The sequence below is a fragment of the Stutzerimonas sp. S1 genome (assembly GCF_025966695.1).
In the GTDB taxonomy this organism is placed as follows: domain Bacteria; phylum Pseudomonadota; class Gammaproteobacteria; order Pseudomonadales; family Pseudomonadaceae; genus Stutzerimonas.
In genome coordinates this window covers 332430-359409 of sequence record NZ_JAOEIY010000006.1, presented here as the reverse complement: position 1 = coordinate 359409, position 26980 = coordinate 332430, and the positions used below count along the sequence as shown (strand labels likewise).

Sequence of the window (26980 nt, the reverse complement as noted above, 5' to 3'; positions counted from 1 at the left end):
TTTTCAAAAGAGCGGAAAGTGGCTACGCCTTGGAGAGACGCAAGACTCGCGCATTCACCAGCCGCACCGGAAGCACTAGAACTTCGGCATGCCACCGCCTGGGAACATACCGCCCATGCCGCGCATCATCTTGGCCATACCGCCCTTGCCGGTGACCTTCTTCATCATCTTCTGCATCTGTTTGTGCTGCTTGATCAGGCGACCGATGTCCTGCACTTGAGTGCCAGAGCCCAGCGCAATGCGGCGCTTGCGCGAGCCGCTGATGAGATCAGGGTTACGTCGCTCGGCCGGCGTCATCGAGTTGATGATCGCCTCCATCTGCTTGAATTGCTTCTCTGCCGCCCCCTGCGCGTGCCCCATCTGCGAGAGATTGACACCGCCAATGGAGGGAAGCTTGTCCATCAACCCACCGAGCCCGCCCATGTTCTTCATCTGCTGTAACTGGTCGCGGAAATCCTCGAGATCGAAGCCCTTACCCTTCTTCAGCTTCTTGGTGAGCTTCTCGGCCTTCTCGCGATCGAGCGTCTGCTCGGCCTGCTCGATCAGGCTGAGCACATCGCCCATACCGAGAATGCGCGAAGCGATCCGGTCCGGATGGAATGGCTCGAGCGCATCGCTCTTCTCGCCCATACCGAGGAACTTGATCGGCTTGCCGGTGATATGACGCACCGACAACGCAGCACCGCCACGCGCATCGCCATCAACTTTTGTTAGTACCACACCGGTCAGCGGCAGCGCATCACCGAACGCCTTGGCGGTATTGGCAGCATCCTGACCCGTCATGGCGTCGACCACGAACAGCGTTTCGGCAGGTTTGATCGCCGCATGCACGGCCTGGATCTCAGCCATCATTTCGGCATCGACGGCCAGACGACCAGCAGTATCAACCAGCACCACATCGATGAATTTAAGCTTGGCTTCGCGAATGGCTGCCTGAGCGATCTCTACAGGCTTCTGCGTGATATCGGATGGGAAGAAGGTAACACCCACGTCGTTCGCCAAGGTCTCCAACTGCTTGATTGCAGCAGGACGGTAGACGTCGGCAGACACAACCATTACCGACTTCTTCTTACGCTCCTTGAGGAAGCGCGCGAGCTTGCCGACCGTTGTGGTCTTGCCCGCACCCTGCAGGCCCGCCATCAGCACGATCGCTGGCGGTGCCACATGCAGCGCCAGGTCCTCGTTGGCAGCGCCCATCAGCTCCTCGAGCTCGGCACGAACGATCTTCACGAATGCCTGCCCTGGAGTCAGGCTCTTCGACACCTCAGTGCCGACCGCACGTTCCTTGACCTTGTTGACGAACTCCTTGACCACTGGCAACGCGACGTCGGCCTCGAGCAGGGCCATCCGCACCTCGCGCAGAGTGTCCTTGATGTTGTCCTCGGTCAGCTTCGCCTTGCCGGTGACATGGCGAAGTGTTTGTGACAGGCGATCGGTTAGGTTTTCGAACATGAGCCGTTCCACGCTGGGTGTGGTTAAGAGCGCGATTATAGAAGCTCGAGCCACCTTGCCGGTACCCCGACGGTGATGCTTTTCATGTGATGGGCATACAGCCGCTTTTGCGCCTTGGGTGTTTGTGCCACACTCACGGCCTTTCGAGCCGCTACCAGAACCTATGCACCCTCTGCTGCCCAGCCTCGCTGCCGCCCTGCTCTATGCCGGTGTTACAGGCTATCAAAGCTTGCGTTTGGCACAACGCTCAGTGCCGAACAAGCGCCTGCTGCTCGCCCTCGGCGTGCTGGCACTGCTGGCCCACGCGACCAGCCTATTTATGCAACTGCTCTCGCCGAGCGGGCTGCATCTGGATTTCTTTACAGCCTCCAGCCTCATCGCCGCCGCGGTGATTCTGCTGATTCTTCTGGCCCTCAAGCGCATGCCGGTGGAAAACCTCCTGGTGCTGCTATTCCCGCTAGGCTGTCTGACGGTACTGTTCGCACAGTTCGCCCCGTCGGGTACCGCGCCGGCGATCGCCGAAGAGGCCGGTATCCTGGCGCACATTCTGCTTTCGATCCTCGCCTACGGGATGCTCACCATCGCCGTGTTTCAGGCGCTGCTGCTGCTGTTGCAGGACCACCAGCTGAAGAACAAACACACGTCCGGCGTAATCCGCAATTTCCCGCCGCTGCAAACCATGGAAAGTCTACTGTTCGGCTTCCTTTGGGCCGGCTGGCTACTGCTTTCAGCTTCGCTGCTGTCCGGCTGGCTTTTCCTCGATGACCTGTTCGCCCAGCACTTGGTGCACAAGACTCTGTTATCCGTTATTGCCTGGGTGGTTTTCGGCTTGCTGCTCTGGGGCCGCCACCAACTCGGCTGGCGTGGCTACAAGGCCATCCGCTGGACCCTGGCCGGATTCTGCCTGCTTATGCTGGCGTACTTCGGCAGCAAACTGGTCCGCGAATTCATCCTGCACATCTAAGGCAGCCAAGTGGAACATCTACACCCCGGCTTTCTGGTCGGACTGCTGGTCTTCCTGCTTCTATGCTCGGCATTCTTTTCCGGCTCCGAAACTGGGATGCTCAGCCTCAATCGCTACCGCCTGCGCCACCACGCCAAGGAAGGCCACCGTGGCGCCAGGCGCGCCACCGAATTGCTGGCACGGCCAGATCGCCTGCTTGGGACCATTCTGGTCGGCAACAACTTCGTCAACATCCTAGCCTCCTCGATTGCCACCGTACTCGCCATGCAGCTGTGGGGTGAAGCTGGAATCGCGATCGCCACCGTTGGCTTGACCATCATGCTGCTGATCTTCGGCGAGATCACTCCGAAGACCCTCGCTGCACTGCGCCCGGAAGCGGTGGCCTACCCGGTCAGCCTGCCACTGGCGATGCTCCAGAAGATACTCTACCCACTGGTCGCGCTGCTTGGATGGATCAGCAACGGCCTGCTGAAGCTGCTCGGCGTCGACCCGGCGGCCAAGGGCAACGACAGTCTGTCCACCGAGGAATTGCGCAGTGTGGTACGCGAATCCGGCGGTGCCCTGCCGATGAACCGCCAGAGCATGCTGCTCGGCATCCTCGATCTCGAACGGGTGACGGTGGATGACATCATGATTCCGCGTAACGAGGTTACCGGCATCGACCTGGAAGATGACTTGGAAACCATCATCGGCCAACTGCGCACGACTTCGCATACCCGGTTGCCGGTGTTCCGCAAGGACATCAATCAGATCGAAGGCATTGTCCACATGAGGCACATCGCCCGCCTGCTCAGCCATGATCAGCTGACTCGGGAGAATCTTCTGGAGGCCTGTACGCCCCCTTACTTCGTGCCGGAAAACACTCCGCTGTCTACCCAGCTGCTCAACTTCCAGAAGCAAAAGCGGCGGATTGGAATCGTGGTGGACGAGTACGGCGACGTGCTGGGTATCGTCACCCTGGAGGATATTCTCGAAGAGATCGTCGGCGAGTTCAGCAATCAAGACACCCTGCGCAGCCCGGACATCCACCCCCAGGATGATGGCACGCTGGTGATCGACGGCGCCGCATACCTACGGGAAGTGAACCGTGCACTCGGCTGGCAGCTTCCGTGCGATGGACCGAAGACCCTCAACGGTCTGATCACCGAAGCGCTGGAGCACATACCCGATAGCGGCATCTGCCTGCAGATCGGACAATACCGCCTGGAAATCCTGCAAGCGTCAGACAATCGGGTGAAGAGCGTGCGCGCCTGGGCTATCGCTCCAGCAGCGACGGACGAACAGGAAGCCGGGTAAGCGCCGTCATCCCCACATCCAGCCCTTCAGAGCCGGACTACTACCGCAGCCGCGGCACGTGATGCTTTCTCCCGAGCAGCTTCGAGCGACACATCGCGCGCCAGTGCCACGCCCATTCGCCGCTGACCGCTGACACCGGGCTTGCCAAACAGCCGCAAGGACGTGTCCGGCTCACTCAGTGCAGCTTCAAGATTGCCGAAGCTGACCTGCGTCGACTCGCCCTCAACCAGAATGACTGCCGAAGCCGATGGTCCGAGTTGCCGGATTGCCGGAATCGGCAAGCCAAGAATCGCCCGGGCATGCAATGCGAACTCCGACAGATCCTGCGAGACCAAGGTCACCAATCCGGTGTCATGCGGACGCGGCGATATCTCGCAGAACCACACCCGATCACCCCTGACGAATAGCTCGACGCCGAAGATGCCACGCCCACCGAGAGCATCGGTCACGGCCAGGGCAATCCGCTCCGCCTCGGCCATTGCCGCAGCGGACATCGGTTGCGGCTGCCAGGACTCCTGATAGTCACCTTTCTCCTGCCGATGCCCGACCGGCTGACAGAACGTCGTGCCACCGGCATGCCTGACGGTGAGCAAGGTGATTTCGTAATCGAAATCGATGAACCCCTCGACGATGACCCGCCCCCGGCCAGCTCGACCACCGGCCTGGGCATACTCCCACGCCGCCTCGATATCTGCCTCGCTGCGCAGCACCGATTGCCCCTTGCCGGACGAACTCATCACCGGTTTGATCAAGCAAGGGAAACCCAGCGCCAACGCGGCAGCCCGACACTCGGCCAGCGAGTCGGCGAAACGATACGGCGAAGTCGGCAACCCCAGCTCCTCAGCCGCCAGACGCCGGATTCCTTCACGATTCATCGTCAACTGCGCCGCGCGTGCGGTCGGTATCACCGTGAAGCCCTCGGCTTCCAACTCGACCAGTGTGGCGGTGGCGATCGCCTCGATCTCGGGTACCACGTAATGCGGTTGTTCCAGCTCGATCACGGCGCGCAACGCCGCGCCGTCAAGCATGTCGATCACATGGGCGCGGTGCGCCACCTGCATGGCCGGAGCATTGGCGTAACGATCTACTGCAATGACCTCCACGCCCAGACGCTGCAGCTCGATCACCAGTTCCTTGCCAAGCTCGCCGGAGCCACAAAGCAGAACGCGCGTGGCGCTGGCAGACAGCGGGGTACCAATTCGGGGCATGGGAATCCTCGTTATTCAGAATTAACGACGCGCAGGAAGCGCGCCTACAGCAACTGGCCGCTTAGCCGGGCCCGTTCGACGCAGCGGCGCAGCACCTGGCGCCGCTCGTCATCACTCATCAGCCCCCAGCGGCGAATCTCGTCGGCGGTACGCTGGCAGCCAACGCACACGTCATCCTCATCAAGCGCGCAGAGGCTGACGCAGGGTGAGGCGACGGGCTTGTCGGCATCGCTCACTCGTCCAGCTCCAAATCGCGAGCGTAGCGCTGGGCGTTATGTACATAGTGTGCGGCGCTGGCCTCAAGCATCTTCTTCTGCTCGTCGCTGAGTTCGCGCACTACCTTGCCCGGCGAGCCGACCACCAGCGAGCCATCGGGAATTTCCTTGCCCTCGGCAATCAGCGTATTAGCGCCGATGATGCAGTGTTTGCCAATCTTCGCGCCGTTGAGCACCACGGCATTGATGCCGATCAGGCTGTAATCACCCACAGTGCAGCCGTGCAGCATGGCGTTGTGGCCGACCGTGACACCGGTACCAAGCGTCAGCGGATGCCCCATGTCGGTGTGCATCACGCTGCCATCCTGGACATTGCTGTTCGCACCGACATGAATCAGCTCGTTATCACCACGCAGCACAGCTCCGAACCAGATGCTCGCCCCTTCATCCAGACGGATCTTGCCGATCAAGGTCGCGGTGGGCGCGACCCAGCTCTGCGGGTGGGCTTCGACGCGGGACTCTCCCAGACGATATTTCACATGCAGCTCCTTTCTGAGTTTCGGTAGCCAGGCACGACGCCGGCAAGCGCCATCGTGGCGCTCAGCGCCTGTCGCGGCCAGTGAGATCGATGAAGGTGGCCGGCGCTCGACGCATCTCTATACCGGCGTCATATACCAGATTGACCAGCTCGACGATCATGATCGCCGTCAGCCCCCATATCTGGTAGTCGCCATATCGGTAAGACGGGATGTACCAGCTATGTCCCTGGTAATCGATGCGGTGGGTGACCTCTCGCGGATCCTCGCAGAAGAAGTTCAGCGGGACCGAGAACACCGACGCGATCTCCGCATCATTGGCGCGGTACTCGACGTAGTCGGGAACGATGCCCACGAAGGGCGTGACATGGATACCATGCACCGAAATCAGGCTGCTCAGCGGCCCGACGACTTCGACCATGCCAGGCGCCAGCCCCACCTCTTCCTCCGCCTCGCGTAGCGCGGTATGCATGAGATCGGGATCTTCCGGATCGCGCCGTCCACCCGGGAAGGCCACTTCGCCGCCATGCGTCGACAAGCCGCTGGCACGCAGGGTCAACACCAGCTCCGGATTTTCACTACGAGTGATGGGCATCAGAACGGCCGCTTCGGGCAGACGCCCCTCCGGCTCCAGGAGATGCGGCGAGTAGTTGCGCACCCGTTGGAGAATTGTGTCCAGCATAATCGTCTCGATTCGTCTTTGATTGGCATCATGGCACGAAAGGCGCAAGCGCCCAAGGCCCCGCGCAACGCCGCCGATAGCGCACCGGCCAACCGAACACGACGACGTACCGAGCGGGCAGAGTACTCGGCCACTCTCGTAGCAACGACAAGGAATGAGCATGAAATACTGCAGCCGCTGCGGCGGCCCGGTGCTCTCTCGCATCCCCGAAGGCGACAATCGTGCGCGCTTCGTCTGTGACGACTGCCGGACCGTTCATTACCAGAACCCGAGGATCGTCGCCGGCTGCCTGCCGGTCTGGTCTGACCAGATCCTGTTGTGCCGGCGCGCCATCGAACCACGCCGGGGTTTTTGGACCCTGCCAGCCGGATTCATGGAGAACGGTGAGACCCTGCAGGAAGCGGCGGCACGGGAAACACTCGAGGAGGCCTGCGCGCGAGTACGCGAGCTGCAGCTCTATACCCTGTTCGATCTGCCGCATATCAATCAGGTTTCGCTGTTCTTTCGCGCCGAACTGGTCGATCGGGCCTTCGCACCCGGAGAGGAAAGCCTGGAAGTCCGGCTGTTTGACGAAGCGAGCATCCCCTGGTCAGCGCTGGCTTTCCCGACCATCGGCCGTACCCTAGAATGCTTCTTTGCCGACCGGGTGCAGCAGACCTTCCCGGTACGCAATGAGGCGCTCAGCACATTGCACGGCAAGCCATTGGTCTGATGTGGTCCGGATCGCAGGAAGAGTCTCGATGCGCTGGTTGCTCGCCGTTTTCTATGTCACCTTCGCCACTCTTACCCATGCCAGTGCGACGCCTAGCCTGGAAGGTAAGCCCATCGACAAGGTGCTGGTGGTTAAATCCGAGCGCCAGCTTCATCTGATCAGCCGCGGCAAGACACTCAAGAGTTACCGCGTATCGCTCGGCAAACAACCAGCCGGAGCCAAGTTGCGCCAGGGCGACCAGCGTACACCGGAAGGCTACTACTGGATCGACTGGCGCAAGCCCAGCGACAAGTTCAACCTGTCCATGCACATCTCCTACCCCAACGCCCGTGACCTTGCACGCGCCGAAGCCGAAGGCGTGGCGCCAGGCGACATGATCATGCTGCACGGCACCCCGCTGGACGAGGAATACCCCGAGTGGTTCTTCCACACGCTCGACTGGACCGAGGGCTGCATTGCGCTGAAGAACTCGGACATGCAGGAAATCTGGCAACTGGTAAGAAACGGCACGCTGATCGAAATTCGTCCCTGACGCCTCAATCAACGCCGCCGGGGCACGACCTAAGGCGCACAGCAAGCACCGCGCCGCCGGTATTTCAGAACTGCATATCCGACAAACGCCAAACCTCGAACGCCGGCGTTTCGTAGGGGTGAGCCTTTTTCAAGGCCTTGACGCTGTCATGGATCAGCTCGTCGGCCACCACCAGTTCGACTTTCCATTCGGCCACGTGCTGCAACTGCCCTGACTGGCCGAGAAAGGGCTGGCTACCCTCCAACGGACGATACTGACCCTGGCCGAGTGCCTGCCAGCAACAGCTGTCATACGCACCAATCCGACCGGCGCCAGCCGCAAACACTGCTTTCTTCACTGCATCCAGATGACTCTCCGGAACGTAGAAACACAGTTTGTACATCGACCTCTCCGTGCAGTTGAAGCCCGGCATAGCGCCGGGCGAGCTGGATGGCAGTTTGCCATCCGCACAAGCCGCAAAAGTTGCTACGCGTCATAGCTGAGACGCCGTGCGACGTCCGCGGTTCATAGACCTTCGTCCAAATGAAAAGCCCGCGGATACGATATCAGCGGGCTTGCAGGAGGCTGGGGTGATCAGATCGATCAGTCCACCCAGACGCGAGCATTGCGGAACATACGCATCCAGCCGCCATCTTCCTGCCATTCATCCGGACGCCAGGAGTTGGTCACGGCGCGGAATACCCGCTCAGGGTGCGGCATCATGATGGTGACCCGCCCGTCGCGGCTGGTCAGACCGGTGATCCCGCGCGGCGACCCGTTGGGGTTGGCCGGGTAGCGCTCGGTGACCTTGCCGTGGCTGTCGACATAACGCAGCGCCACGGTCCCGGACAGATCCGCCTGCAGCAACGCCTCCTCGCTCTCGAACTCGGCATGCCCTTCACCGTGCGCGATGGCGATCGGCAGGCGTGATCCGGCCATGCCTTGCAGGAAGATCGACGGCGAATCCTGCACCTGGACCATCGCCACCCGCGCTTCAAACTGCTCCGAGCGATTGCGCACGAAGTGCGGCCAGGCTTCGCTGCCAGGCACCAGCTCGTGCAGATTGGACATCATCTGGCAGCCGTTGCAGACACCGAGGGCAAAGCTGTCACGGCGCTCGAAGAAGGCCTGGAAGCCATCGCGCGCACGCACATTGAACAGGATCGACTTGGCCCAGCCCTCGCCAGCGCCGAGCACATCGCCGTAGGAGAAGCCACCACAGGCGACCAGTCCCTTGAACTCCTCAAGGCTGACACGCCCGGCGAGAATATCGCTCATGTGCACGTCGACTGCGGCAAAACCGGCTCGATCGAAGGCCGCCGCCATCTCCACCTGGCCATTGACGCCCTGCTCACGCAGCACGGCCACCTTCGGTCGCACACCGCGTTTGATGTACGGCGCGGCAATGTTTTCGTTCACGTCGAAGCTGAGTTTGACGTGCAGTCCCGGATTGTCCTCCTCCAGCAGCGCGTCGAACTCCTGATCAGCACAGCCGGCGTTATCACGCAGACGCTGGATCTGGTAGCTGGTCTCAGCCCACTGCCGCTGCAATAGACGGCGCTCACCACTGTAGATGTCATTGCCGTGATGCTTGATCGCCACATGCCCGTTGTTGACTGGCTGGCCGAGCACTGCGACGCAGTCGCCGAGACCAGCTGCACTGAACTGGGCGAGCACGACCTCGGTATCGTCCTGACGCACCTGGATGACGGCGCCGAGCTCCTCATTGAACAGCACTGCTGCGATCTCATCCGCCGTTTCCGTCAGACCGTCCAGACACAGATTCAGTCCGCAATGCCCAGCAAAGGCCATTTCCAGCACGGTGGTCAGCAGGCCGCCGTCGGAACGGTCGTGATAGGCCAGCAACAACCCATCGGCACTCAGCCCCTGGATCACCGCGAACAACGCCTGCAGGTCCTCGGCATCATCGACGTCCGGCGCCTGCCGGCCGATCTGACCATAGACCTGAGCGAGGATCGAAGCGCCCATGCGGTTCTGTCCGCGTCCCAGGTCAATCAGGATCAGGTCAGTGGCGCCCTTGTCCAGGCGCAGCTGCGGCGTCAGGGTCTGACGGATGTCGGTGACCGGAGCGAAACCGGAAACGATCAGCGACAGCGGCGAGGTCACGCTCTTCTCGGCGCCCTCTTCCGACCAGCGAGTCTTCATCGACATCGAGTCCTTGCCCACCGGAACGGTGATCCCCAGCTGCGGACAGAGCTCCATGCCGACCGCGCGAACGGTTTCGTACAGCCGCGCATCCTCGCCCGGATGGCCGGCAGCGGCCATCCAGTTGGCCGACAGCTTGATGTCGGAAATCTTTTCGATGCGCGCCGCCGCGAGATTGGTCAGCGTCTCGCCGATCGCCATACGCCCGGACGCCGGGGCGTCCAGCAACGCCAGCGGGGTGCGCTCGCCCATCGCCATGGCTTCGCCGGTATAGACGTCGTAGCTGGTCGCGGTAACCGCACAGTCAGCCACCGGGACCTGCCACGGACCGACCATCTGGTCGCGGGCGACCTGGCCGGTAATGCTGCGGTCGCCGATGGTGATCAGGAAGCTCTTGCTGGCCACCGCGGGATGACGCAACACGCGCGTAACGGCCTCGCTCAGTTCGACCGAGGCGGCATCGAAGTCGTCGCCGAGCTCGGCTTCGCGTTGCGCGCTGCGGTGCATGCGCGGCGCCTTGCCGAGCAGCACATTGAGCGGCATATCCACCGGCTTGTTGCCAAAATGGCTGTCGGCGACGGTCAGGTGCGGCTCCTCGGTGGCCTCACCGACCACCGCGAAGGGGCAGCGCTCGCGTTCGCAAATAGCCTTGAAGCGCTCGAAATCGGCCGCATCGACAGAAAGTACGTAACGCTCCTGGGACTCGTTGCACCAGATTTCCAGCGGTGCCATGCCCGGCTCGTCGTTCGGAATGTTGCGCAGCTCGAATCGACCGCCACGACCTGCGTCGTTGACCAGCTCCGGGAAGGCGTTGGACAGTCCGCCGGCGCCGACATCATGGATGAACTTGATCGGGTTGCGCTCGCCCAGCTGCCAGCAGCGGTCGATGACTTCCTGGCAGCGACGCTCCATTTCCGGGTTGTCGCGCTGCACCGAGGCGAAGTCCAGGTCCGCTGAGCTGGTGCCGGTGGCCATCGACGAGGCTGCACCGCCACCCAGACCGATCAGCATGGCCGGGCCGCCGAGCACGATCAGCTTGCCACCGACCGAGATCTCGCCCTTCTGCACGTGGTCTTCACGGATGTTGCCCATGCCGCCGGCAAGCATGATCGGCTTGTGGTAGCCGCGCACTTCTTCGCCACGCGGCGTGTTGATCGCCTGCTCGAAGGTACGGAAATAACCGGTCAGCGCCGGTCGGCCGAATTCGTTGTTGAACGCGGCGCCGCCCAGCGGGCCTTCGATCATGATGTCCAGGGGCGTGACGATGCGCTCGGGCTTGCCGTAGGGCTTCTCCCAGGGCTGCTCGAAGCCGGGGATATTCAGGTTGGAAACGGTGAAGCCAGTCAGGCCGGCCTTGGGCTTCGCACCCCGACCGGTCGCCCCCTCGTCGCGGATTTCGCCACCGGAGCCGGTAGAGGCGCCCGGGAACGGTGCGATGGCGGTCGGGTGGTTGTGCGTCTCCACCTTCATCAGGATGTGCACCGGCTCCTGGCTCGCGGCGTACTCGCGCGTCTCGGGATTCGGATAGAAGCGGCCGGCAACATTGCCAACGATCACCGCGGCGTTGTCCTTGTAGGCTGACAGCACGCCCTCGTTGTGCAGCTGGTAGGTGTTCTTGATCATGCCGAACAGGGACTTTTCCTGGCTCTCGCCATCGATGTCCCAGCTGGCATTGAAGATCTTGTGCCGGCAGTGCTCGGAGTTGGCCTGGGCGAACATCATCAGTTCGATGTCATGCGGGTTGCGGCCCAGTTCACTGAAGGCCTTCACCAGGTAGTCGATTTCGTCCTCGGCCAGCGCCAGGCCCAGCTCGACGTTGGCCTTCTCCAGCGCGCCCCGGCCACCGCCGAGTACATCCACCGCGGTGAGCGGCTTGGGCTGAGCATGGCTGAACAGATTGGCGGCTTCTTCGAAGCGGCCGAGCACCAGCTGGGTCATGCGGTCATGCAGCGCGGCAGCGATGAGTTCGGCATCGCTGTCAGAGAATTCGCCCTGCACGTAGTAGGCAATGCCACGCTCCAGCCGCTGGATCTTCTCCAGGCCACAGTTGTGGGCGATGTCGCTGGCCTTGCTCGACCAGGGCGAGATAGTGCCGAAACGCGGCACCACCAGAAACAGCCGACCGGCAGGCTCCTGCACCGGCACGCTGGGGCCGTACTTCAGCAGACGGGTCAGCACTTGCTGCTCATCCGCGCCAAGCGCGCCGGCAACCTCGGCGAAATGGGCGAACTCGGCATACAACCCGCTCACTGCGGGGACCTTCTCGGTCAGTTGTGCCAGGAGCTTGCCGTGACGGAAGGCGGAAAGAGCGGGAGCGCCGCGCAGGATCAACATCGTCGGAACAGCCTCGGAGGGGGAAGCATTGGGGGCGCATATTCTAGCCCATGACGGCCGACAAGGGGCAGCGGCCAGCGGCAAGCGAATCAGCCCGGTGAGACACACAGACTGCCGGCCGACCGGCGGCCGTCGCTATCGCCCGCTGTGCTGCAGGGATTCGACCCCACGCCAGACGCTGTACGTGCCGACCGGCCGCTTCATGGGCAGACGCTTCAGCGTTTCCAGAGTCTGCGCATCGAGCACAATCAAGGCGCCGTCGTCGCGCCACAGACTGGCTAGGGCATGGCGACCGTCACGAGTGAACTCAACGTGGGCCAGCGTGGTGCCAGGCTCCACCTCAATGTGCCGCACGACCTCCAGCGTGTTCCGATCGATCACCTGCAACACATGCTTCGAGTTCGCCGCCAGCATCGAAGCGACGAACAGGTAACGGCTGTTTTCGTGGGCGGCGAGGAAGAACCCCGGCCCCTTGAGGGCGATGCGTCTTACCAGCGAGCGCCGCTCCAGGTCGATCACCGCGGCCTCAGGCAGGGTCAGGTTGGTGCTGGCCATCAGCGTCCTGCCCTGACGCTGCCAGGTGACAGCCGATCCTAGATGCGGCTGGCCCCGTAGAGGCAGCTCGCCGATCCGCTGGCGCGCATCCAGCTGGATCACCTGCACCTCGCCCTGCGGCGACACCCCGAATAGCTCGGCCTGATCAGGATTGAAGAAGAAATTATCCAGCGGCACGTCCAGCTCGATGCGCCGCGGATTGAGATAGCCGGTGACGAACGTGCCCTCCCGGTACTGGAAGTCGTGCACCAGCCCGATCGCCATGTCCTCGGCCTGTGGGTCGTAGCTGACCTCCCACAGCTCGGCGATATCCTTCATCGCCACGACGAATGATTGCCGCGACGGCACGACGTAGACCGCCGACACCCGTGAACCGCGCTCGCTCTTCTGGTCAAGGACCGGCACGGACTTGAGCAGATTCAGATCGCCGTCCAGCAGCACCAGAGTCTGGGGCTGGTAGCTGGCCACAGCGACATGATCGCCCGCCGGGGCGACGGCGATGTTGCGCGTGTCCAGCCCCGCACGCACTTCGGCGACGACCTCCAGCGTCCACAAATCGTACTTGGTCACCCAGCCATCGCGGGAAGCGAAGAATGCGTAGCGACCGTTGCGAGTGAATTTCGGACTGCCATGCAGCTGTGCCCGGGTGGCGAAGCGATGGAAAGGCTCGAGCTTGTCGCCATCGAGGATCGAGACATGCGCATCCCCCGTCTCGACCACCAGGATCAGTCCCAGCGGATCGGCCTTGTAGACCGGCGCCTGTGCCGTCGTAGTCTCGCGCAACACATGGCGGGAGGCGCGGATATCCGCGTCCGTCCATGAGCCTTCGGCCTGCGCCGTGAAGGCCAGCAGCCCCAGCAGGCCGATGAACAACCCCTGCAACGAACGAATGACGCCGCGCGTTTTACAGTTCGACACGCCGATCTTCCCAAGCCTTACGTATGCAGGGGATTACAGACCATGCACCACTCAAGGCGCATGACTGACGTCAACGCAGCGGTGCACGCGACTCTGGCAAACCGACGGTTCAAGCGCATCTCGCCGGGCATCAGCATCGTTCGGCCCAGTCGGCGCCCGCCGGCACGGAGTCGTCCCGTCAGCCTTTCAATGCAGGATCTGACTGAGAAACAGCTTGGTCCGGTCATTGACCGGATTGGTGAAGAACACCTCAGGCTCGGCCTGCTCGACGATCTCGCCCTTGTCCATGAAGATCACCCGGTCGGCCACGGTCCGCGCGAAGCCCATCTCGTGAGTCACGCAGAGCATGGTCATGCCGCTCTCGGCAAGGCCGATCATGGTGTCCAGCACCTCCTTGACCATTTCCGGATCGAGCGCAGAGGTCGGCTCGTCGAACAGCATGATCTTCGGCTTCATGCACAGCGCGCGAGCGATCGCCACGCGCTGCTGCTGCCCACCGGACAGCTGGCCGGGAAACTTGTCGGCCTGTTCTGGAATGCGCACCCGCTCCAGGTAATGCATGGCGATTTCCTCGGCCTGACGCCGCGGTAGCTTGCGAACCCACAGGGGCGCCAGCGTGCAGTTCTGCAGCACGGTCAGGTGCGGGAACAGGTTGAAATGCTGGAAGACCATGCCGACTTCACTGCGGATCGCCTCGATCTGCTTGAGGTCACTGGTCAGTTCCACTCCATTGATGACGATGCGCCCCTGCTGGTGTTCTTCCAGCCGGTTCAGGCAGCGAATGGTGGTCGACTTGCCGGAGCCGGAGGGCCCGCAGAGGACAATACGCTCCCCCTGGCGCACGCTCAGGTTGATGTCCTTGAGCACATGAAACTGGCCGTACCACTTGTGTACGCCCTGCATCTGGATGATCGGCGCGCTCGCCTGCTCGGGCCGCGCTGAAGTGTCGTTCATATCCATCTCCTAGTTCCGGTGGCCGGTATCCAGCTTGCGTTCCAGATGCATCGAATAGCGGGACATGCCGAAGCAGAACAGCCAGTACACCAGCGCGGCGAATACGTAGCCCTCGGTGGACATGCCCAGCCAGGCCGGATCGGCCGTGGCGCGCTTGATGCTGTTGAGGAAGTCGAACAGGCCGATGATGATCACCAGGCTGGTGTCCTTGAACAGCGCAATGAAGGTGTTGACGATGCCCGGAATCACCAGCTTCAACGCCTGCGGCAGAATCACCAGCAGCATGCTGCGCCAATAGCCCAGGCCCATCGCCGCCGCGGCCTCGTACTGCCCCTTGGGAATCGCCTGCAACCCGCCGCGCACCACCTCGGCGATATAGGCGGCCTCGAAGAACACCACCATGAGCATCGCGCGCAGCAGTTTGTCCAGGTTCATGCCTTCGGGCAGGAACAACGGCAGCATCACCGAGGACATGAACAGCACGGTGATCAGCGGCACGCCGCGCCAGAACTCGATGAAGGTCACGCAGAGCACGCGGATCGCCGGCATGTCCGAGCGCCGCCCCAGCGCCAGAAGGATGCCCAGCGGCAGCGCGCCGGCGATGCCCACGGCTGCGATCACGATGGTCAGCATCAGGCCTCCCCACTGGCTGGTCGGCACGCTGCTCAGGCCGAGAAAACCGCCATGCAGCAGCCAGTAAGCCAGCAACGGATAGACCAGCAGATAGCCAAACCCATAGCGCAGCCTGTGGCGCATCTGCCGCAGAAACAAGGGCGCGGCGCCGATGACCGCCAGCCACACGCAGAGGTCGACCCGCCAGCGCAGTTCTGCCGGGTAGAAGCCGTACATGAACTGGCTGAAGCGGGTCTGCACGAACACCCAGCAGGCACCTTCGCGAGTACAGTCGGCGCGGGTGTCGCCGCTCCAGTCCGCGCTGAAGATGGCCCAGTCCAGTACTGGCGGGACAATCAGCCAGACGAGGTAAAGCCCCAGCAACGTCAGCAGCGAGTTGCCGACGCTGGAGAACAGATTCGCGCGCAACCAGCCCATCACGCCCAGGCTATGCGACGGCGGCGGCAGGTCCGGCTTGAAGGTGTGAATAGTCATGCGTGCGCCCTCACCGCTCGGTCAGCGCGATGCGCTTGTTGTACCAGTTCATCAGCAGCGAAATGCTGATGCTGATGGCCAGATAGACGCTCATGGTGATCGCCATGGTTTCGATGGCCTGGCCCGTCTGGTTGAGTACCGTGCCGGCGAACAACGACACCATGTCCGGATAGCCGATGGCGGCGGCCAGCGAGGAATTCTTCGCCAGATTCAGGTACTGACTGGTCAATGGCGGGACGATCACGCGCAATGCCTGCGGCACGATCACCAACCGCAGAATCTGCCCGGAGCGCAAACCCAGCGATGCTGCCGCCTCGCTCTGGCCGTGACTGACGGCCTGGATGCCGGCCCGCACCGTCTCGCCGATGAAGGCTGCGGTATAGATCGAAAGCGCCAGCACGATCGATACCAGCTCGGGAATCACCACCCAGCCGCCCCGAATGTTGAAGCGCTGCAGCTGTGGTACTTCCCAGTCGAACGGAGCGCCCCACAGCAACCCGCTTGCCGTCGGAATCGCCACCAGCAAAGCCACGCTCGTCCAGAGCAGCGGAAACGACCGTCCGGTAGCATGGCGCCGAGCGCTGGCCCAGCGACTGAGCAGCATGACCGCCAGCAGTGCCGCCAGCACCGCCAGCCAGAATGGCCAGAAGCCCTGCGCAGCGCTGGGAGCCGGCATCTGCACGCCACGGTTGTTGATGAAGACCACATCCCACAGGCTCAGGCTATCGCGCGGGCCAGGCAGCGGGCCGATCACCGCAAAATAGACGAAGAAAATCTGCAGCAGCGGCGGAATGTTGCGGAACGTCTCGATATAAAGAGTAGCCAGCTGACGAATCAGCCAGTTCGGCGAAAGCCGGGCGACACCCAGCACGAAGCCGATCAGCGTTGCCAGAATGATGCCGATGACGCTGACCAGCAGCGTATTGAGCAGACCGACCCAGAACACTCGACCATAGGAGTCGCTCTCGCTGTAGTCGATCAGATGCTGGGGAATGCCGAAACCGGCAGCGTTATCGAGGAAGCCGAAGCCGGAGGTGATGCCTCGGTGAGCCAGATTGGCCTGGGTGTTATGAAACAGAAACCAGCCGAAGGCCACTACGGTCACCACCGCGAGCACCTGAAAGACCCAGGCACGTACTCGCGGGTCGGTCAGCGGTGATCCGCCTCTCGGCCTAGCAGAATTAGTGCTGCGCATCGAAACTCCTCATGCCGCACCGCCGGAGCGCGAAATACGCCGCCAGCGCTCGTCCATGAAACCGGGCCGACGCCAAAGGCGCCGACCCGGCCTGCTCAGCGCACGGGTGGCGCGTACTGCAGCCCGCCCTTGTTCCACAGGGCATTGAGGCCACGCTCGATCTTCAGCTCGCTGCCGACACCGACGTTGCGATCGAAGATCTCGCCATAGTTGCCGACCTGCTTGACGATCTGCACGGCCCAGTCCTTCGCCAGCTTGAGATCCTTGCCGTACTCACCCTCGGCGCCGAGCAGCCGCGCCACGTCGGGGTTCTTGGTCTCCTTGGCCATCGTCTCGACATTTGCCGAGGTGACGCCCAGCTCTTCGGCATTGACCATGGCGAACAGCGTCCAGCGGACAATATCGAACCACTCCTCGTCGCCCTGGCGAACCGCCGGGCCGAGCGGCTCCTTGGAGATCACCTCGGGCAGCACCACGTAGTCATCCGGCTTGGCCAGCTTGATGCGCTGCGCGTAAAGCTGCGACTGGTCGGAAGTCAGCACGTCGCAGCGACCGGACTCCAGTGACTTGGCGCTCTCGTCGGAGGTGTCGTAGGTGATTGGCGTGTAGCTGTGGCCGTTGGCCCGGAAGTAGTCGGAAAGATTGAGTTCGGTGGTGGTGCCAGCCTGGATGCACACCGTCGCGCCATCGAGTTCCTTGGCGCTGGAAACGCCGATTGACTTGTTGACCAGAAAGCCCTGGCCGTCGTAGTAGGTCACGCCGGTGAAGTTCAGCCCCATCGCCGCATCGCGAGAACTGGTCCAGGTGGTGTTGCGCGACAGCACGTCGATCTCGCCGGACTGCAGCGCGGTGAGGCGCTCCTTGGCCGTCAGCGGGCTGAACTTGACCTTGCCGGCATCGCCGAACACCGCGGCGGCCACGGCACGACAGACATCCACGTCGATTCCCTGGTATTGGCCCTTGGCGTCGGCGAAAGAGAAGCCCGGCAAACCGTCACTGATGCCGCACTGAACGAAGCCCTTCTTCTTCACCGCATCCAGAGTCGCCCCTGCATGCGCCAAGCCGCTGATACCGAACAGTGTCGCGGCACTCAGCACGGCCAGTGTGGATTTCACCCTTATCATCGAAACCTCCAGTTTGCTTTCTTATTCTCGGGGCTGGGATCGGCTGTCCGTTCGCAGGGACCTTTCGGCGCAACGACCACCGATGACAGCAGAGCCAGACCTGAGTCTAGTCGCAGGTGGCCGATCGGCAATGTCGCTGACCCGCCACGATCTTCTCCGCCTTGGCACGCAGTCGGAGCGTTCGCGCAACACCGTAGCAAGCGGCGTACCAGCCGCCTGGGCAGCGACATAGCGCGGCGCGACGGCTACATCGGCGGCGCACAACCGGGTACCCTCGCGCTACTTTCTCGATTGGCGATGCCCCCCTGCCCCAGGATGGGGCGATTTCGCCACTAAATTCCGTCGGAGCCAAACCATGAGCGAACCCCTGATCATCGAACCGGCCAACCAGGCCGATGCCTGTGTCATCTGGCTGCACGGCCTGGGCGCCGACCGCTACGACTTCCTGCCGGTCGCCGAGGCGCTGCAGCAACGCCTGCTCAGCACTCGCTTCGTACTGCCGCAAGCACCGACGCGAGCGGTCACCATCAACGGTGGCTGGCTCATGCCCAGCTGGTACGACATCCACGCCATGAGCCCCGCCCGCGCCATCAACCGGAACGAGCTGGAGGATTCCACCGAACAGGTCATCCGCCTGATCGAGGCGCAACGCGACAGCGGCATCAATCCGACCCGCATCTTTCTCGCCGGGTTCTCCCAGGGCGGCGCCGTGGTGCTGCATACTGCCTACCTGCGCTGGCACGGCGGACTGGGCGGGGTCATCGCGCTGTCCACCTACGCGCCGACGTTCACCGAGCAACTGCAACTGGCCGAGGCCAACCGCCGGCAGCCGCTGCTCTGCCTGCACGGCAGCCGCGACGACGTGGTGCCGATGCCGATGGGCCGCGCCGCCTATGAATGCCTGCAGACCGCGGGCGTCGAAGCAGCCTGGCGTGACTATCCGATGGGCCATGAGGTGCTGCCGCAGGAAATCCTCGACATCGGCGCCTGGCTGGCCGAACACCTCGACTGACCTCTCTCGCGACCACTGGGTGTAACGAGGCCTGGTCGTTCACGGCATGCCCCGGAGCGTGCCGGAGCATTCGGAACTACGCTTGTGACAGGGATGAATGGTTCGGAGCCGTTGCGCGTGACGTACGCCCACCCGTTCGCAACGCGAAGGAGAGGGGTCGCGATGAGAACTGTCACGGACGCTCGAGACGGCCAGAGGCCGCGGCGATGAAGCTGCTCCGGCAGCCAGTCGACCTGTTGCAACTGAGCCAGATGCGGCTGATGCAACAGGTCGACGCCGCCTGCCTGCGCAGGCTGGTCGACAGGTTCGAAACCTGCGAGATGGCCGCCGACGAGGTGCTACTTTCACCACACGGCATCAACCGCTTCCTCTATCTGCTAGTCGACGGAGAGCTCACGGTCTACCTGGACTCACTGGACAGCCAGCCGCTGCGGCTTATCGAACCCTGCGAATGCGTCGGCGAAGTCAGCTTCATCGACCGTCATCCACCCTCGACCTATATCGTTGCCACCCAGCCAAGCCGCCTGCTGCGCCTGCACAGCCGGGAATTCGCGCAGCTCACCACTTCGCCGCAGCTGATGCAGAACCTCGTCGACCTGCTTTGCGAACGCGTGCGCCTGGGCGAACGACTGATCATCAACAGTGAGCACAACGCCAATGTCGACATGCTCACCGGGGTCTTCAACCGCCGCTGGCTGGAGCACATCTTCGAGCGCGAGCGCGCCCGCTGCGCGTTCAATCAGGTACCGTTGTGCCTGCTGATGCTCGATGTGGATCGGTTCAAGGCCTACAACGACAAGCACGGACACCTCGCCGGCGATCACGCACTCTGCCTCGTCGCCCGTACGCTGGGCAGTCAGCTGCGCCCCAAGGACAGCCTGGTTCGCTTCGGCGGCGAGGAGTTCGTCATTCTGCTGCCGGAACTCGGCCTGCACGAGGCGCGACAGATCGGCGAAAGACTGTTGCACAGCGTCGAACAGATCGCCTCGTTCAACACGGCGATCGGCCTGCTGCCGGGGGTGACCATCTCCATCGGCCTGGCACAGCTGCGCGCGGAGGATGAACTCGAGGACCTGATCGATCGCGCGGACAAGGCGCTCTACCAGGCCAAGCAGCAAGGCCGAAATCGTCTGTGCGGCTGAACAGCGCCGTTGTCAACCATAAAAGTGGCAACACTTCGCCATGCCTGCGTCTTGCATTACACTGGCGCGCGAACTTTCCCAATTGACGACGAGAAGACCGTGCTCAAAGCACTCAAGAAAATCTTTGGCAAAGGCGAGCCCCAACATCCACTCGCCGCTCCCGCTGACACTACCCCCCCAAGCCAGGACGCTCCGACGACGGACGCCCGTCCTGCTCGACCGGCGCAGGCAGAAACGCAAACCGCACAGCCCGCTGCCGGCCCCGCCAGCAAACCGCGCCGGCCGCGCGCCGGCAAGCCGGCCGCTCCGACCTGGAAGCTCGAAGACTTTGTGGTCGAGCCGGTCGAAGGCAAGACCCGTTTCCACGATTTCAAGCTGGCGCCCGAGTTGATGCACGCGATTCAGGACCTCGGTTTCCCCTACTGCACACCGATCCAGGCACAGGTGCTGGGCTACACGCTCAAGGGACGGGACGCCATCGGCCGTGCACAGACCGGTACCGGCAAGACCGCTGCATTCCTGATCTCCACGATCACCCAGCTGCTTCAGACGCCGCCGCCGAAGGAGCGCTACATGGGCGAGCCGCGCGCCCTGATCATCGCGCCGACCCGCGAGCTGGTGGTGCAGATCGCCAACGACGCCCTGGACCTGGCCAAGTACACCGGCCTGAACGTGATGAGCTTCGTCGGCGGCATGGACTTCGACAAGCAGCTCAAGCAGCTCGAGTCACGCTACTGCGACATCCTCGTCGCCACCCCGGGCCGCCTGCTGGACTTCAACCAGCGCGGCGAGGTGCACCTGGACATGGTCGAAGTGATGGTGCTGGATGAAGCCGACCGCATGCTCGACATGGGCTTCATCCCGCAGGTCCGCCAGATCATCCGCCAGACCCCGATGAAGGGCGAACGGCAGACCCTGCTGTTCTCCGCGACGTTCACCGACGACGTGATGAACCTCGCCCGCCAGTGGACGGTCGATCCTGCCGTCGTCGAGATCGAGCCGGAGAACGTCGCCAGCGATACCGTCGAGCAGCATGTCTATGCGGTGGCCGGCAGCGACAAGTACAAGCTGCTGTACAACCTGATCAGCCAGAATGACTGGACCCGGGTAATGGTGTTCGCCAATCGCAAGGACGAGGTGCGGCGCATCGAGGAACGCCTGACCAAGGACGGCATCAGCGCCGCGCAGATGTCCGGCGACGTGCCGCAGCACAAACGCATCAAGGTTCTGGAAGGCTTCCGCGAGGGCAAGATCCGCGTGCTGGTGGCCACCGACGTGGCCGGGCGCGGCATCCATGTCGACGGCATCAGCCACGTGATCAATTTCACTCTGCCGGAAGACCCGGATGACTACGTGCACCGCATCGGCCGTACTGGTCGCGCCGGTGCGAGCGGTACCTCGATCAGCTTCGCAGGCGAGGACGACGCGTTCGCCCTGCCGCCCATCGAGGAGCTGATCGGCCGCAAGATCCATTGCGAAATGCCACCCGCCGAACTGCTGGTCCCGGTGCCGCGTAGCCGCTGAGCACAGTTCGAACCCGTCAGGGCGAAGCAGCTGCTTCGCCCTTTTTGCTGCGCGACGCGCCATGACTCAACACAGGCGACGGCGCGCCAGACAACTGCCATGCAACGACGAGCGTGTACGCCGGGGAAGCGGCTCCTGCGGAACATCCATCGGTTGCGGATTCTCACCACCACCGGCTTCGCCCTGCTCTGCCCGATCCTCAACTATCGCGAGCAGCAATGGAGGCATCGGGCTGCCAGCCTAGGCACCCCGCCATGTCGTCCACGCTGAAGCATCAGTTTCACCTGATCACGTCGTCATCGCGCTGCCAGCGCGCCGCCGCAGCCTGATCGCTACCGCGCCCTTCGACCCAGCGCGGGCCGGCGGGCGTGGTTTCCTTCTTCCAGAACGGTGCGCGTGTCTTCAGATAGTCCATCACGAAGTGGCAAGCATCGAAGGCAGCCTCGCGATGCGCACTGGCGACGCCGACGAACACAATCGGCTCACCCGGCTCCAGCGGACCAACCCGGTGCAGCACGTCCACACTGAGTAGCGGCCAGCGCTCCTCGGCCTCGGCGACGATCTTGCCGAGGGCCTTCTCGGTCATGCCGGGCGCGTGCTCGAGAAACATTCCGGCGACCTCCTGGCCGTCGTTGAAGTCCCGCACATAGCCAACGAAGCCGACCACCGCGCCGATCCCCAGATTCGCCGCGTGCAGCGCATTCAGCTCGGCGCCCGGGTCGAACGCTGCCTGCTGTACTCGAACGCCCATCTCAGCCTCCGGTCACGGTCGGAAAGAACGCCACCTCGTCGCCATCGACCAGTGGCTCGTCGAGGCTGCACAGCTCCTGGTTGCGTGCGCACATCAGGTTCTGCTCGCCGAGCACCTCCCAGGCGTCCCCGCGCGCCAGCAGGTACTGGCGCAGATCATCGACGCGGGCGAATGCCGCACGCCATTCGAGCCGCTCCGCCTCAAGGCCCAGCGCTTCTCGGTAGCGGGCGTAGAACTGCACGCAGATCATGTCGGCACCTGCCAATGGCCGCTCTTGCCACCGAGCTTTTCCAGCAGACGCACACCTTCAATCACCATGCCGCGATCCACGGCCTTGCACATGTCGTAGATGGTCAGCGCGGCGACACTGGCAGCGGTCAGCGCTTCCATTTCCACGCCGGTCTGCCCGGCCAGCTTGCAGGTCGCGCGGATCAGCACGCTGTCCTCGCCATCAGCCTGCAACTCGACCTTGATGCTGGTCAGCAGCAGCGGATGACAGAGCGGGATCAGCTCATGGGTCTTCTTCGCCGCCTGGATACCGGCGATCCGTGCCACGGCGAACACGTCGCCCTTGGGATGACCGCCCTGCTGGATCATCTGCAGCGTCTGCGGCAGCATCCGGACACGCGCCTCAGCCGTGGCCTCACGCGCGGTGACGGCCTTGTCGGTCACATCAACCATGCTGGCACGGCCTTGAGAATCGAGATGGGTGAGCATACGGCGCTCCTGACTGGGAAAGTCGCGAGTCTAACCCAGCCAGACGCACTCGGCCCGTCCCCGGAAGGGGTACTACCGACACCCCCTCCGCCGTGGCCGGACGCTACATATGCGCTTCAGCGTACTCGGCCAGCACCGAGCGCGGCACGCCTTGCAGCGTGATATGCACGCCATGGGAGAAGTCCTTGAAACGCTCCGTGAGGTAGGTGAGGCCCGAACTGGTGGCCGACAGGTACGGGGTATCGATCTGCGCCAGGTTGCCCAGGCAAACCACCTTGGAGCCGTTACCGGCGCGGGTGATGATCGTCTTCATCTGGTGGGGGGTGAGGTTCTGGCACTCGTCGATGAGGATCAGGCTCTGCTGGAAGCTGCGCCCGCGAATGTAGTTCAACGATTTGAACTGCAGCGGCACCTTTTGCAGGATGTAATCGATGCTGCCCGGCGTGTTCTCGTCCTCCATGTGCAACGCCTCTAGGTTGTCGGTGATCGCACCAAGCCAGGGTTCCATCTTCTCCGCCTCGGTGCCCGGCAGGAAGCCGATGTCCTCGTCCAGCCCCTGCACGCTGCGGGTTGCGATGATGCGGCGATAGCGCTTGCTGACCACCGTCTGCTCGATTGCCGCGGCCAGGGCGAGAATGGTCTTGCCCGACCCCGCCGCGCCAGACAGATTGACCAGGTGGATATCCGGATCGAGCAGTGCGAACAGCGCCAGGGCCTGATGGATGTCACGCGGCCGCAACCCCCATGCCTCCTGATGCAGCAACGGCTCCTGGTGCATGTCCAGCAACAGCAACTCGTCGCCCTTGATGCCCTTGATCCAGCCGACGAAGCCCTGCTCGTCGAGGATGAACTCGTTGATATGCACCGCCGGCAGGTTGTCGATCAGCTGCACGCGATGCCAGGTGCGGCCGTGGCCCTGATGAGTCTCGACCTTGCTCACGCGATCCCAGAACGAGCCGTTCAGGCTGTGATAGCCGCGCGACAGCTGACCGACATCATCGACGAGCTGATCCGTGTGGTAATCCTCGGCGGCCACCCCGCAGGCACGCGCCTTCAGGCGCATGTTGATGTCCTTGGTAACCAGCACCACCGGCACCCCGGGCCGCTGCCTGCTGAGCTCGACCACCTGATTGATGATCTTGTTGTCGTTCAGGTCTTCCGGCAGCCCGCTCGTCTCGAGCCGGCGGCTCATGAGGATCGAAAGGCTGCCGCGCGGCCCGCTCTTGTCACGCTGGATCGGCACACCCGCCTCCACCTCGGCGGGGGTGGCATCGCCCAGCAAACGGTCGATCAGGCGGATCGCCTGCCGGCATTCGGCGGCGACGCTGTGCTTGCCGGCCTTCAACTGATCGAGTTCTTCGAGCACGGTCATCGGTATCGCGACCTGATGCTCCTGAAAGTTCAGCAAGGCGTTGGGATCGTGAATCAGGACGTTCGTATCGAGGACATACAGGGTGGGCTGAGTCGCGTGGGATCTGCCGTAATCATCCATACCGATCACCTTATTCGTAGGGTCAGCCGACGGAGAGCCGATGGCGCTCCGCCGCAGAAAGACCACCTTGCAGCAGGGTGAGCGGGCTTGGGCGCCGGGGGTTCGGGGCCACCCAGGGGCCGCCACCTGTGTTGCAGGGTTCGGCGGTCTGATTCGGTAATAACCCAAAAACGATGACGGGCAAAAGCCTTTTCAACGTGATTGCGGCTTTTTTTGCGGGATCGACAAAACGCCCTTGGCGCGAGCGTTTCAGCCAACTACAGTCGAAAATCAACCTGCGCCGATTCGCCGCAGCGGTTCACCTCCGCGGTCACGTGCACCAGCTGTGGAAAACATTGCAGCGCACTTTTGTAGTGATCGGCGGTGTACGCCTGATGCGTCACCACGCTGAGAATGCAGCTGTACTGCGCGCGGCCGACACGCCACAGATGCAGATCGGTCACTTCCGTATCCGGCACCGACTCCAGCTGCGCGCGCACCCGACGTACCAGCGGATCGTCCATTTCCCGATCCAGCAGCGCCTTGGCGGTTTCCACGAGCAGTCCCTTGGACCAAATCAGGATCACCAGCGCGCCCACAACCCCCATCAGCGGATCGAGCCAGCCCCAGCCGAAGTACTTGCCGCCCAGCAGGGCGACGATGGCCGCTACTGATGTCAGGCCATCGGTCAGCACGTGCACAAAGGCAGCATGGCGATTGAGATCGCGGCCGCGCGCCGGCGCCTCGTGCTCGTGCTCGTGCTCGTGCTCGTGCTCGTGCTCGTGCTCGTGCTCGTGCTCGTCATGATTGTCGTGGCCATGCGCGTGAGCATGCTCGTGTCGGTCATGGAGCAGCCAGGCGGATAGCAAGTTCACCAGCAGCCCAATCACCGCCACCCAGAGTGCCTCGTCGAAGCCGATGATCGCCGGCGACCAGAAGCGCAGCAGCGATTCGCCGATCATCATGAATGCGATACCCACCAGGAACAGCGCACTGGAGAAGCCCGCCAGCACCTCGATCTTCCAGGTGCCAAACGCGAATCGCCGGTCCTCGGCATAGCGCCGGGCCAGCAGATAAGCCAGGGCCGCCAGGCCGATCGCCACCATGTGCGACGCCATGTGCCAGCCATCTGCAAGCAGCGCCATGGAGTTGAACCAGTAGCCGGCGGCGATCTCCACCAGCATCGTCACCCCGGTCAGCAGCGCCACGGCCCAGGTCTGGCGCTCGGCGCGGCGCTCGGCGGGCCGGTACTCGTGCGAGATCTGCCAGTTCGTGTGATCGCAATCGGGCATGCCACATCTCCTTCGGTGAAGCGCAATGGCCTTTGAGCCGGTGACGCTGGCAAGGGTATCCCTCCGCATTAATCGCGGCCATAGCTGGAGCTGCGTTCGCCATCGCGCCTAGAATCGCCGCAGCAGACAGGAGAGCAACTACATGCTGATGGTGATTTCCCCAGCCAAAACCCTCGATTACGAGACTCCACCGGTTACCCAGCGGTCCACCCAACCCGAACACCTCGAGCATTCACAGCAACTGATCGATCAGCTGCGCGAATTCTCGCCGGCGCAAGTCAGCGAGTTGATGCACCTGTCCGACAAACTCGCGGCCCTGAATGTCGCGCGCTTCGGCAGCTGGACCGCGAAGTTCACGCCTGAAAATGCCAAACAGGCGCTGCTCGCGTTCAAGGGCGACGTCTACACCGGCCTCGCAGCCGAGGATTTCTCCGAAGAGGACTTCGACTTCGCCCAGCAGCACCTGCGCATGCTGTCAGGACTGTACGGCCTGCTGAGGCCACTGGACCTGATGCAACCCTATCGCCTCGAGATGGGCACCAAGCTCGCCAATCCACGCGGCAAGGATCTTTACGCTTTCTGGGGCGAGCGCATCAGCGAATGGTTGAACGCTGCACTGCAGGCACAAGGTGACCAGATACTGCTCAACCTCGCGTCCAACGAGTATTTCTCGGCAGTCAAGCGCAAAACCTTGCAGGCCCGGGTAATCGACGTGGATTTCAAGGACCTGAAGAACGGGCAGTACAAGATCATCAGCTTCTACGCCAAGAAAGCCCGGGGACTGATGGCGCGATACGTGATCAAGGAACGCATCCAGAACCCTGATCGACTGCGCGACTTCGATTACGACGGCTATCGATTCAGCGCGGCGGATTCAACACCCGACCACCTGGTCTTCCTGCGCGACAACCCGGACGCCTGACCTCTGGGCGGGCCGGACGTCCTCCGCTCGGCCTGCGCCCCCTACCCGGCAACCTCTCCTCACTGAACCCCGCATCGCCGACCGTGATGCGCGATGCAGACCTCTTGCACCGTTCGAAATTACTCACCGATCAACGGTCTAGCCCGCGGGAACTATCGAGCGGCCCCCGCAATCATAAAGCGCGTACCGACAATTCCAGACTGGAAAGGGACGTCGCACA

The 26980-nt window shown here is 62.9% G+C and carries 25 protein-coding genes; 8 read left to right on the top strand and 17 right to left on the bottom strand.

Annotated features, from left to right (window positions below):
* Nucleotides 1-75: 75 nt before the first annotated feature.
* Complete coding sequence (gene ffh / locus N8H22_RS15350) at nucleotides 76-1452, bottom strand: signal recognition particle protein (RefSeq protein ID WP_264591377.1); 1377 nt, start codon at nucleotides 1450-1452, stop codon at nucleotides 76-78.
* A 163-nt stretch (nucleotides 1453-1615) separates the two neighbouring features.
* On the opposite strand from ffh, the gene ccsA reads away from it, so the two are divergent.
* Together ccsA and N8H22_RS15340 are read left to right on the top strand one after the other, a co-directional pair.
* Complete coding sequence (gene ccsA, locus N8H22_RS15345) at nucleotides 1616-2416, top strand: cytochrome c biogenesis protein CcsA (RefSeq protein ID WP_264591376.1); 801 nt, start codon at nucleotides 1616-1618, stop codon at nucleotides 2414-2416.
* A 9-nt stretch (nucleotides 2417-2425) separates the two neighbouring features.
* Entirely contained in the window at nucleotides 2426-3712 is a 1287-nt protein-coding gene (locus N8H22_RS15340) for an HlyC/CorC family transporter (protein WP_264591375.1), read from the top strand.
* A 26-nt stretch (nucleotides 3713-3738) separates the two neighbouring features.
* Here N8H22_RS15340 and purT read toward each other — a convergent pair whose 3' ends face one another.
* The 4 genes from purT to N8H22_RS15320 all read right to left on the bottom strand — a co-directional run bounded on the left by purT (nucleotide 3739) and on the right by N8H22_RS15320 (nucleotide 6353).
* Nucleotides 3739-4920, bottom strand: a complete 1182-nt coding sequence (gene purT / locus N8H22_RS15335; protein ID WP_264591374.1) for a formate-dependent phosphoribosylglycinamide formyltransferase — start codon at nucleotides 4918-4920, stop codon at nucleotides 3739-3741.
* Between the two features lie 44 nt (nucleotides 4921-4964).
* The gene (locus N8H22_RS15330; RefSeq protein WP_264591373.1) at nucleotides 4965-5156 is read right to left on the bottom strand and encodes a DUF1289 domain-containing protein; all 192 of its coding nucleotides are present in this window, start codon (nucleotides 5154-5156) and stop codon (nucleotides 4965-4967) included.
* Nucleotides 5153-5674 (bottom strand): gamma carbonic anhydrase family protein, encoded by a 522-nt coding sequence (locus N8H22_RS15325; protein WP_264591372.1) that lies wholly within the window; start codon nucleotides 5672-5674, stop codon nucleotides 5153-5155. Before N8H22_RS15325 ends, N8H22_RS15330 begins: the two co-directional genes overlap by 4 nt.
* A 61-nt stretch (nucleotides 5675-5735) precedes the next feature.
* Entirely contained in the window at nucleotides 5736-6353 is a 618-nt protein-coding gene (locus tag N8H22_RS15320) for a CoA pyrophosphatase (RefSeq protein WP_264591371.1), read from the bottom strand.
* A 160-nt stretch (nucleotides 6354-6513) separates the two neighbouring features.
* On the opposite strand from N8H22_RS15320, the gene N8H22_RS15315 reads away from it, so the two are divergent.
* Both N8H22_RS15315 and N8H22_RS15310 read left to right on the top strand, forming a co-directional pair.
* Nucleotides 6514-7065 carry an NUDIX hydrolase gene (locus N8H22_RS15315; protein ID WP_264591370.1) on the top strand — a complete coding sequence of 184 codons (552 nt, stop codon included), beginning with the start codon at nucleotides 6514-6516 and terminating at the stop codon, nucleotides 7063-7065.
* A gap of 28 nt (nucleotides 7066-7093) precedes the next feature.
* Nucleotides 7094-7597 (top strand): L,D-transpeptidase family protein, encoded by a 504-nt coding sequence (locus tag N8H22_RS15310; RefSeq protein WP_264591369.1) that lies wholly within the window; start codon nucleotides 7094-7096, stop codon nucleotides 7595-7597.
* Between the two features lie 64 nt (nucleotides 7598-7661).
* Here N8H22_RS15310 and N8H22_RS15305 read toward each other — a convergent pair whose 3' ends face one another.
* The 7 genes from N8H22_RS15305 to N8H22_RS15275 form a co-directional block, all read right to left on the bottom strand.
* Nucleotides 7662-7979, bottom strand: coding sequence for a YqfO family protein (locus N8H22_RS15305; protein ID WP_264591368.1), 318 nt, complete (start codon nucleotides 7977-7979; stop codon nucleotides 7662-7664).
* Between the two features lie 200 nt (nucleotides 7980-8179).
* Nucleotides 8180-12076, bottom strand: coding sequence for a phosphoribosylformylglycinamidine synthase (purL, locus tag N8H22_RS15300; protein WP_264591367.1), 3897 nt, complete (start codon nucleotides 12074-12076; stop codon nucleotides 8180-8182).
* Nucleotides 12077-12211: 135 nt separating this feature from the next.
* Entirely contained in the window at nucleotides 12212-13549 is a 1338-nt protein-coding gene (locus N8H22_RS15295; protein ID WP_264591366.1) for a cytochrome D1 domain-containing protein, read from the bottom strand.
* Between the two features lie 186 nt (nucleotides 13550-13735).
* The gene (locus N8H22_RS15290) at nucleotides 13736-14503 is read right to left on the bottom strand and encodes an amino acid ABC transporter ATP-binding protein (RefSeq protein ID WP_264591365.1); all 768 of its coding nucleotides are present in this window, start codon (nucleotides 14501-14503) and stop codon (nucleotides 13736-13738) included.
* 9 nt (nucleotides 14504-14512) lie between these two features.
* Nucleotides 14513-15610 carry an amino acid ABC transporter permease gene (locus N8H22_RS15285; RefSeq protein ID WP_264591364.1) on the bottom strand — a complete coding sequence of 366 codons (1098 nt, stop codon included), beginning with the start codon at nucleotides 15608-15610 and terminating at the stop codon, nucleotides 14513-14515.
* 10 nt (nucleotides 15611-15620) lie between these two features.
* Nucleotides 15621-16805, bottom strand: coding sequence for an amino acid ABC transporter permease (locus N8H22_RS15280; protein ID WP_264591363.1), 1185 nt, complete (start codon nucleotides 16803-16805; stop codon nucleotides 15621-15623).
* A 95-nt stretch (nucleotides 16806-16900) separates the two neighbouring features.
* Complete coding sequence (locus N8H22_RS15275) at nucleotides 16901-17929, bottom strand: amino acid ABC transporter substrate-binding protein (protein ID WP_264591362.1); 1029 nt, start codon at nucleotides 17927-17929, stop codon at nucleotides 16901-16903.
* Nucleotides 17930-18284: 355 nt separating this feature from the next.
* Here N8H22_RS15275 and N8H22_RS15270 point away from each other — a divergent pair, with 355 nt between their 5' ends.
* The 3 genes from N8H22_RS15270 to rhlB all read left to right on the top strand — a co-directional run bounded on the left by N8H22_RS15270 (nucleotide 18285) and on the right by rhlB (nucleotide 21607).
* Nucleotides 18285-18941 carry an alpha/beta fold hydrolase gene (locus N8H22_RS15270; protein WP_264591361.1) on the top strand — a complete coding sequence of 219 codons (657 nt, stop codon included), beginning with the start codon at nucleotides 18285-18287 and terminating at the stop codon, nucleotides 18939-18941.
* A 206-nt stretch (nucleotides 18942-19147) separates the two neighbouring features.
* Entirely contained in the window at nucleotides 19148-20083 is a 936-nt protein-coding gene (locus N8H22_RS15265) for a GGDEF domain-containing protein (protein ID WP_264591360.1), read from the top strand.
* A 99-nt stretch (nucleotides 20084-20182) separates the two neighbouring features.
* Complete coding sequence (gene rhlB, locus N8H22_RS15260) at nucleotides 20183-21607, top strand: ATP-dependent RNA helicase RhlB (protein WP_264591359.1); 1425 nt, start codon at nucleotides 20183-20185, stop codon at nucleotides 21605-21607.
* A gap of 280 nt (nucleotides 21608-21887) precedes the next feature.
* On the opposite strand, the gene moaE is transcribed toward rhlB, so the two are convergent.
* The 5 genes from moaE to dmeF form a co-directional block, all read right to left on the bottom strand.
* The gene (gene moaE / locus N8H22_RS15255; protein WP_264591358.1) at nucleotides 21888-22358 is read right to left on the bottom strand and encodes a molybdopterin synthase catalytic subunit MoaE; all 471 of its coding nucleotides are present in this window, start codon (nucleotides 22356-22358) and stop codon (nucleotides 21888-21890) included.
* A gap of 1 nt (nucleotide 22359) precedes the next feature.
* Nucleotides 22360-22608: a MoaD/ThiS family protein gene (locus tag N8H22_RS15250; protein ID WP_264591357.1), complete on the bottom strand. Its 249-nt coding sequence runs from the start codon at nucleotides 22606-22608 to the stop codon at nucleotides 22360-22362.
* Nucleotides 22605-23075: a cyclic pyranopterin monophosphate synthase MoaC gene (gene moaC / locus N8H22_RS15245; RefSeq protein ID WP_264591356.1), complete on the bottom strand. Its 471-nt coding sequence runs from the start codon at nucleotides 23073-23075 to the stop codon at nucleotides 22605-22607. The genes N8H22_RS15250 and moaC overlap by 4 nt, the downstream gene beginning before the upstream one ends.
* A 103-nt stretch (nucleotides 23076-23178) precedes the next feature.
* Complete coding sequence (locus N8H22_RS15240; RefSeq protein ID WP_264591355.1) at nucleotides 23179-24567, bottom strand: PhoH family protein; 1389 nt, start codon at nucleotides 24565-24567, stop codon at nucleotides 23179-23181.
* Nucleotides 24568-24824: 257 nt separating this feature from the next.
* Nucleotides 24825-25838 (bottom strand): CDF family Co(II)/Ni(II) efflux transporter DmeF, encoded by a 1014-nt coding sequence (gene dmeF / locus N8H22_RS15235; RefSeq protein ID WP_264591354.1) that lies wholly within the window; start codon nucleotides 25836-25838, stop codon nucleotides 24825-24827.
* A gap of 142 nt (nucleotides 25839-25980) precedes the next feature.
* Between dmeF and yaaA the strand changes: the two genes are divergently transcribed.
* Nucleotides 25981-26760, top strand: a complete 780-nt coding sequence (gene yaaA / locus N8H22_RS15230) for a peroxide stress protein YaaA (RefSeq protein ID WP_264591353.1) — start codon at nucleotides 25981-25983, stop codon at nucleotides 26758-26760.
* Nucleotides 26761-26980 lie beyond the last annotated feature (220 nt).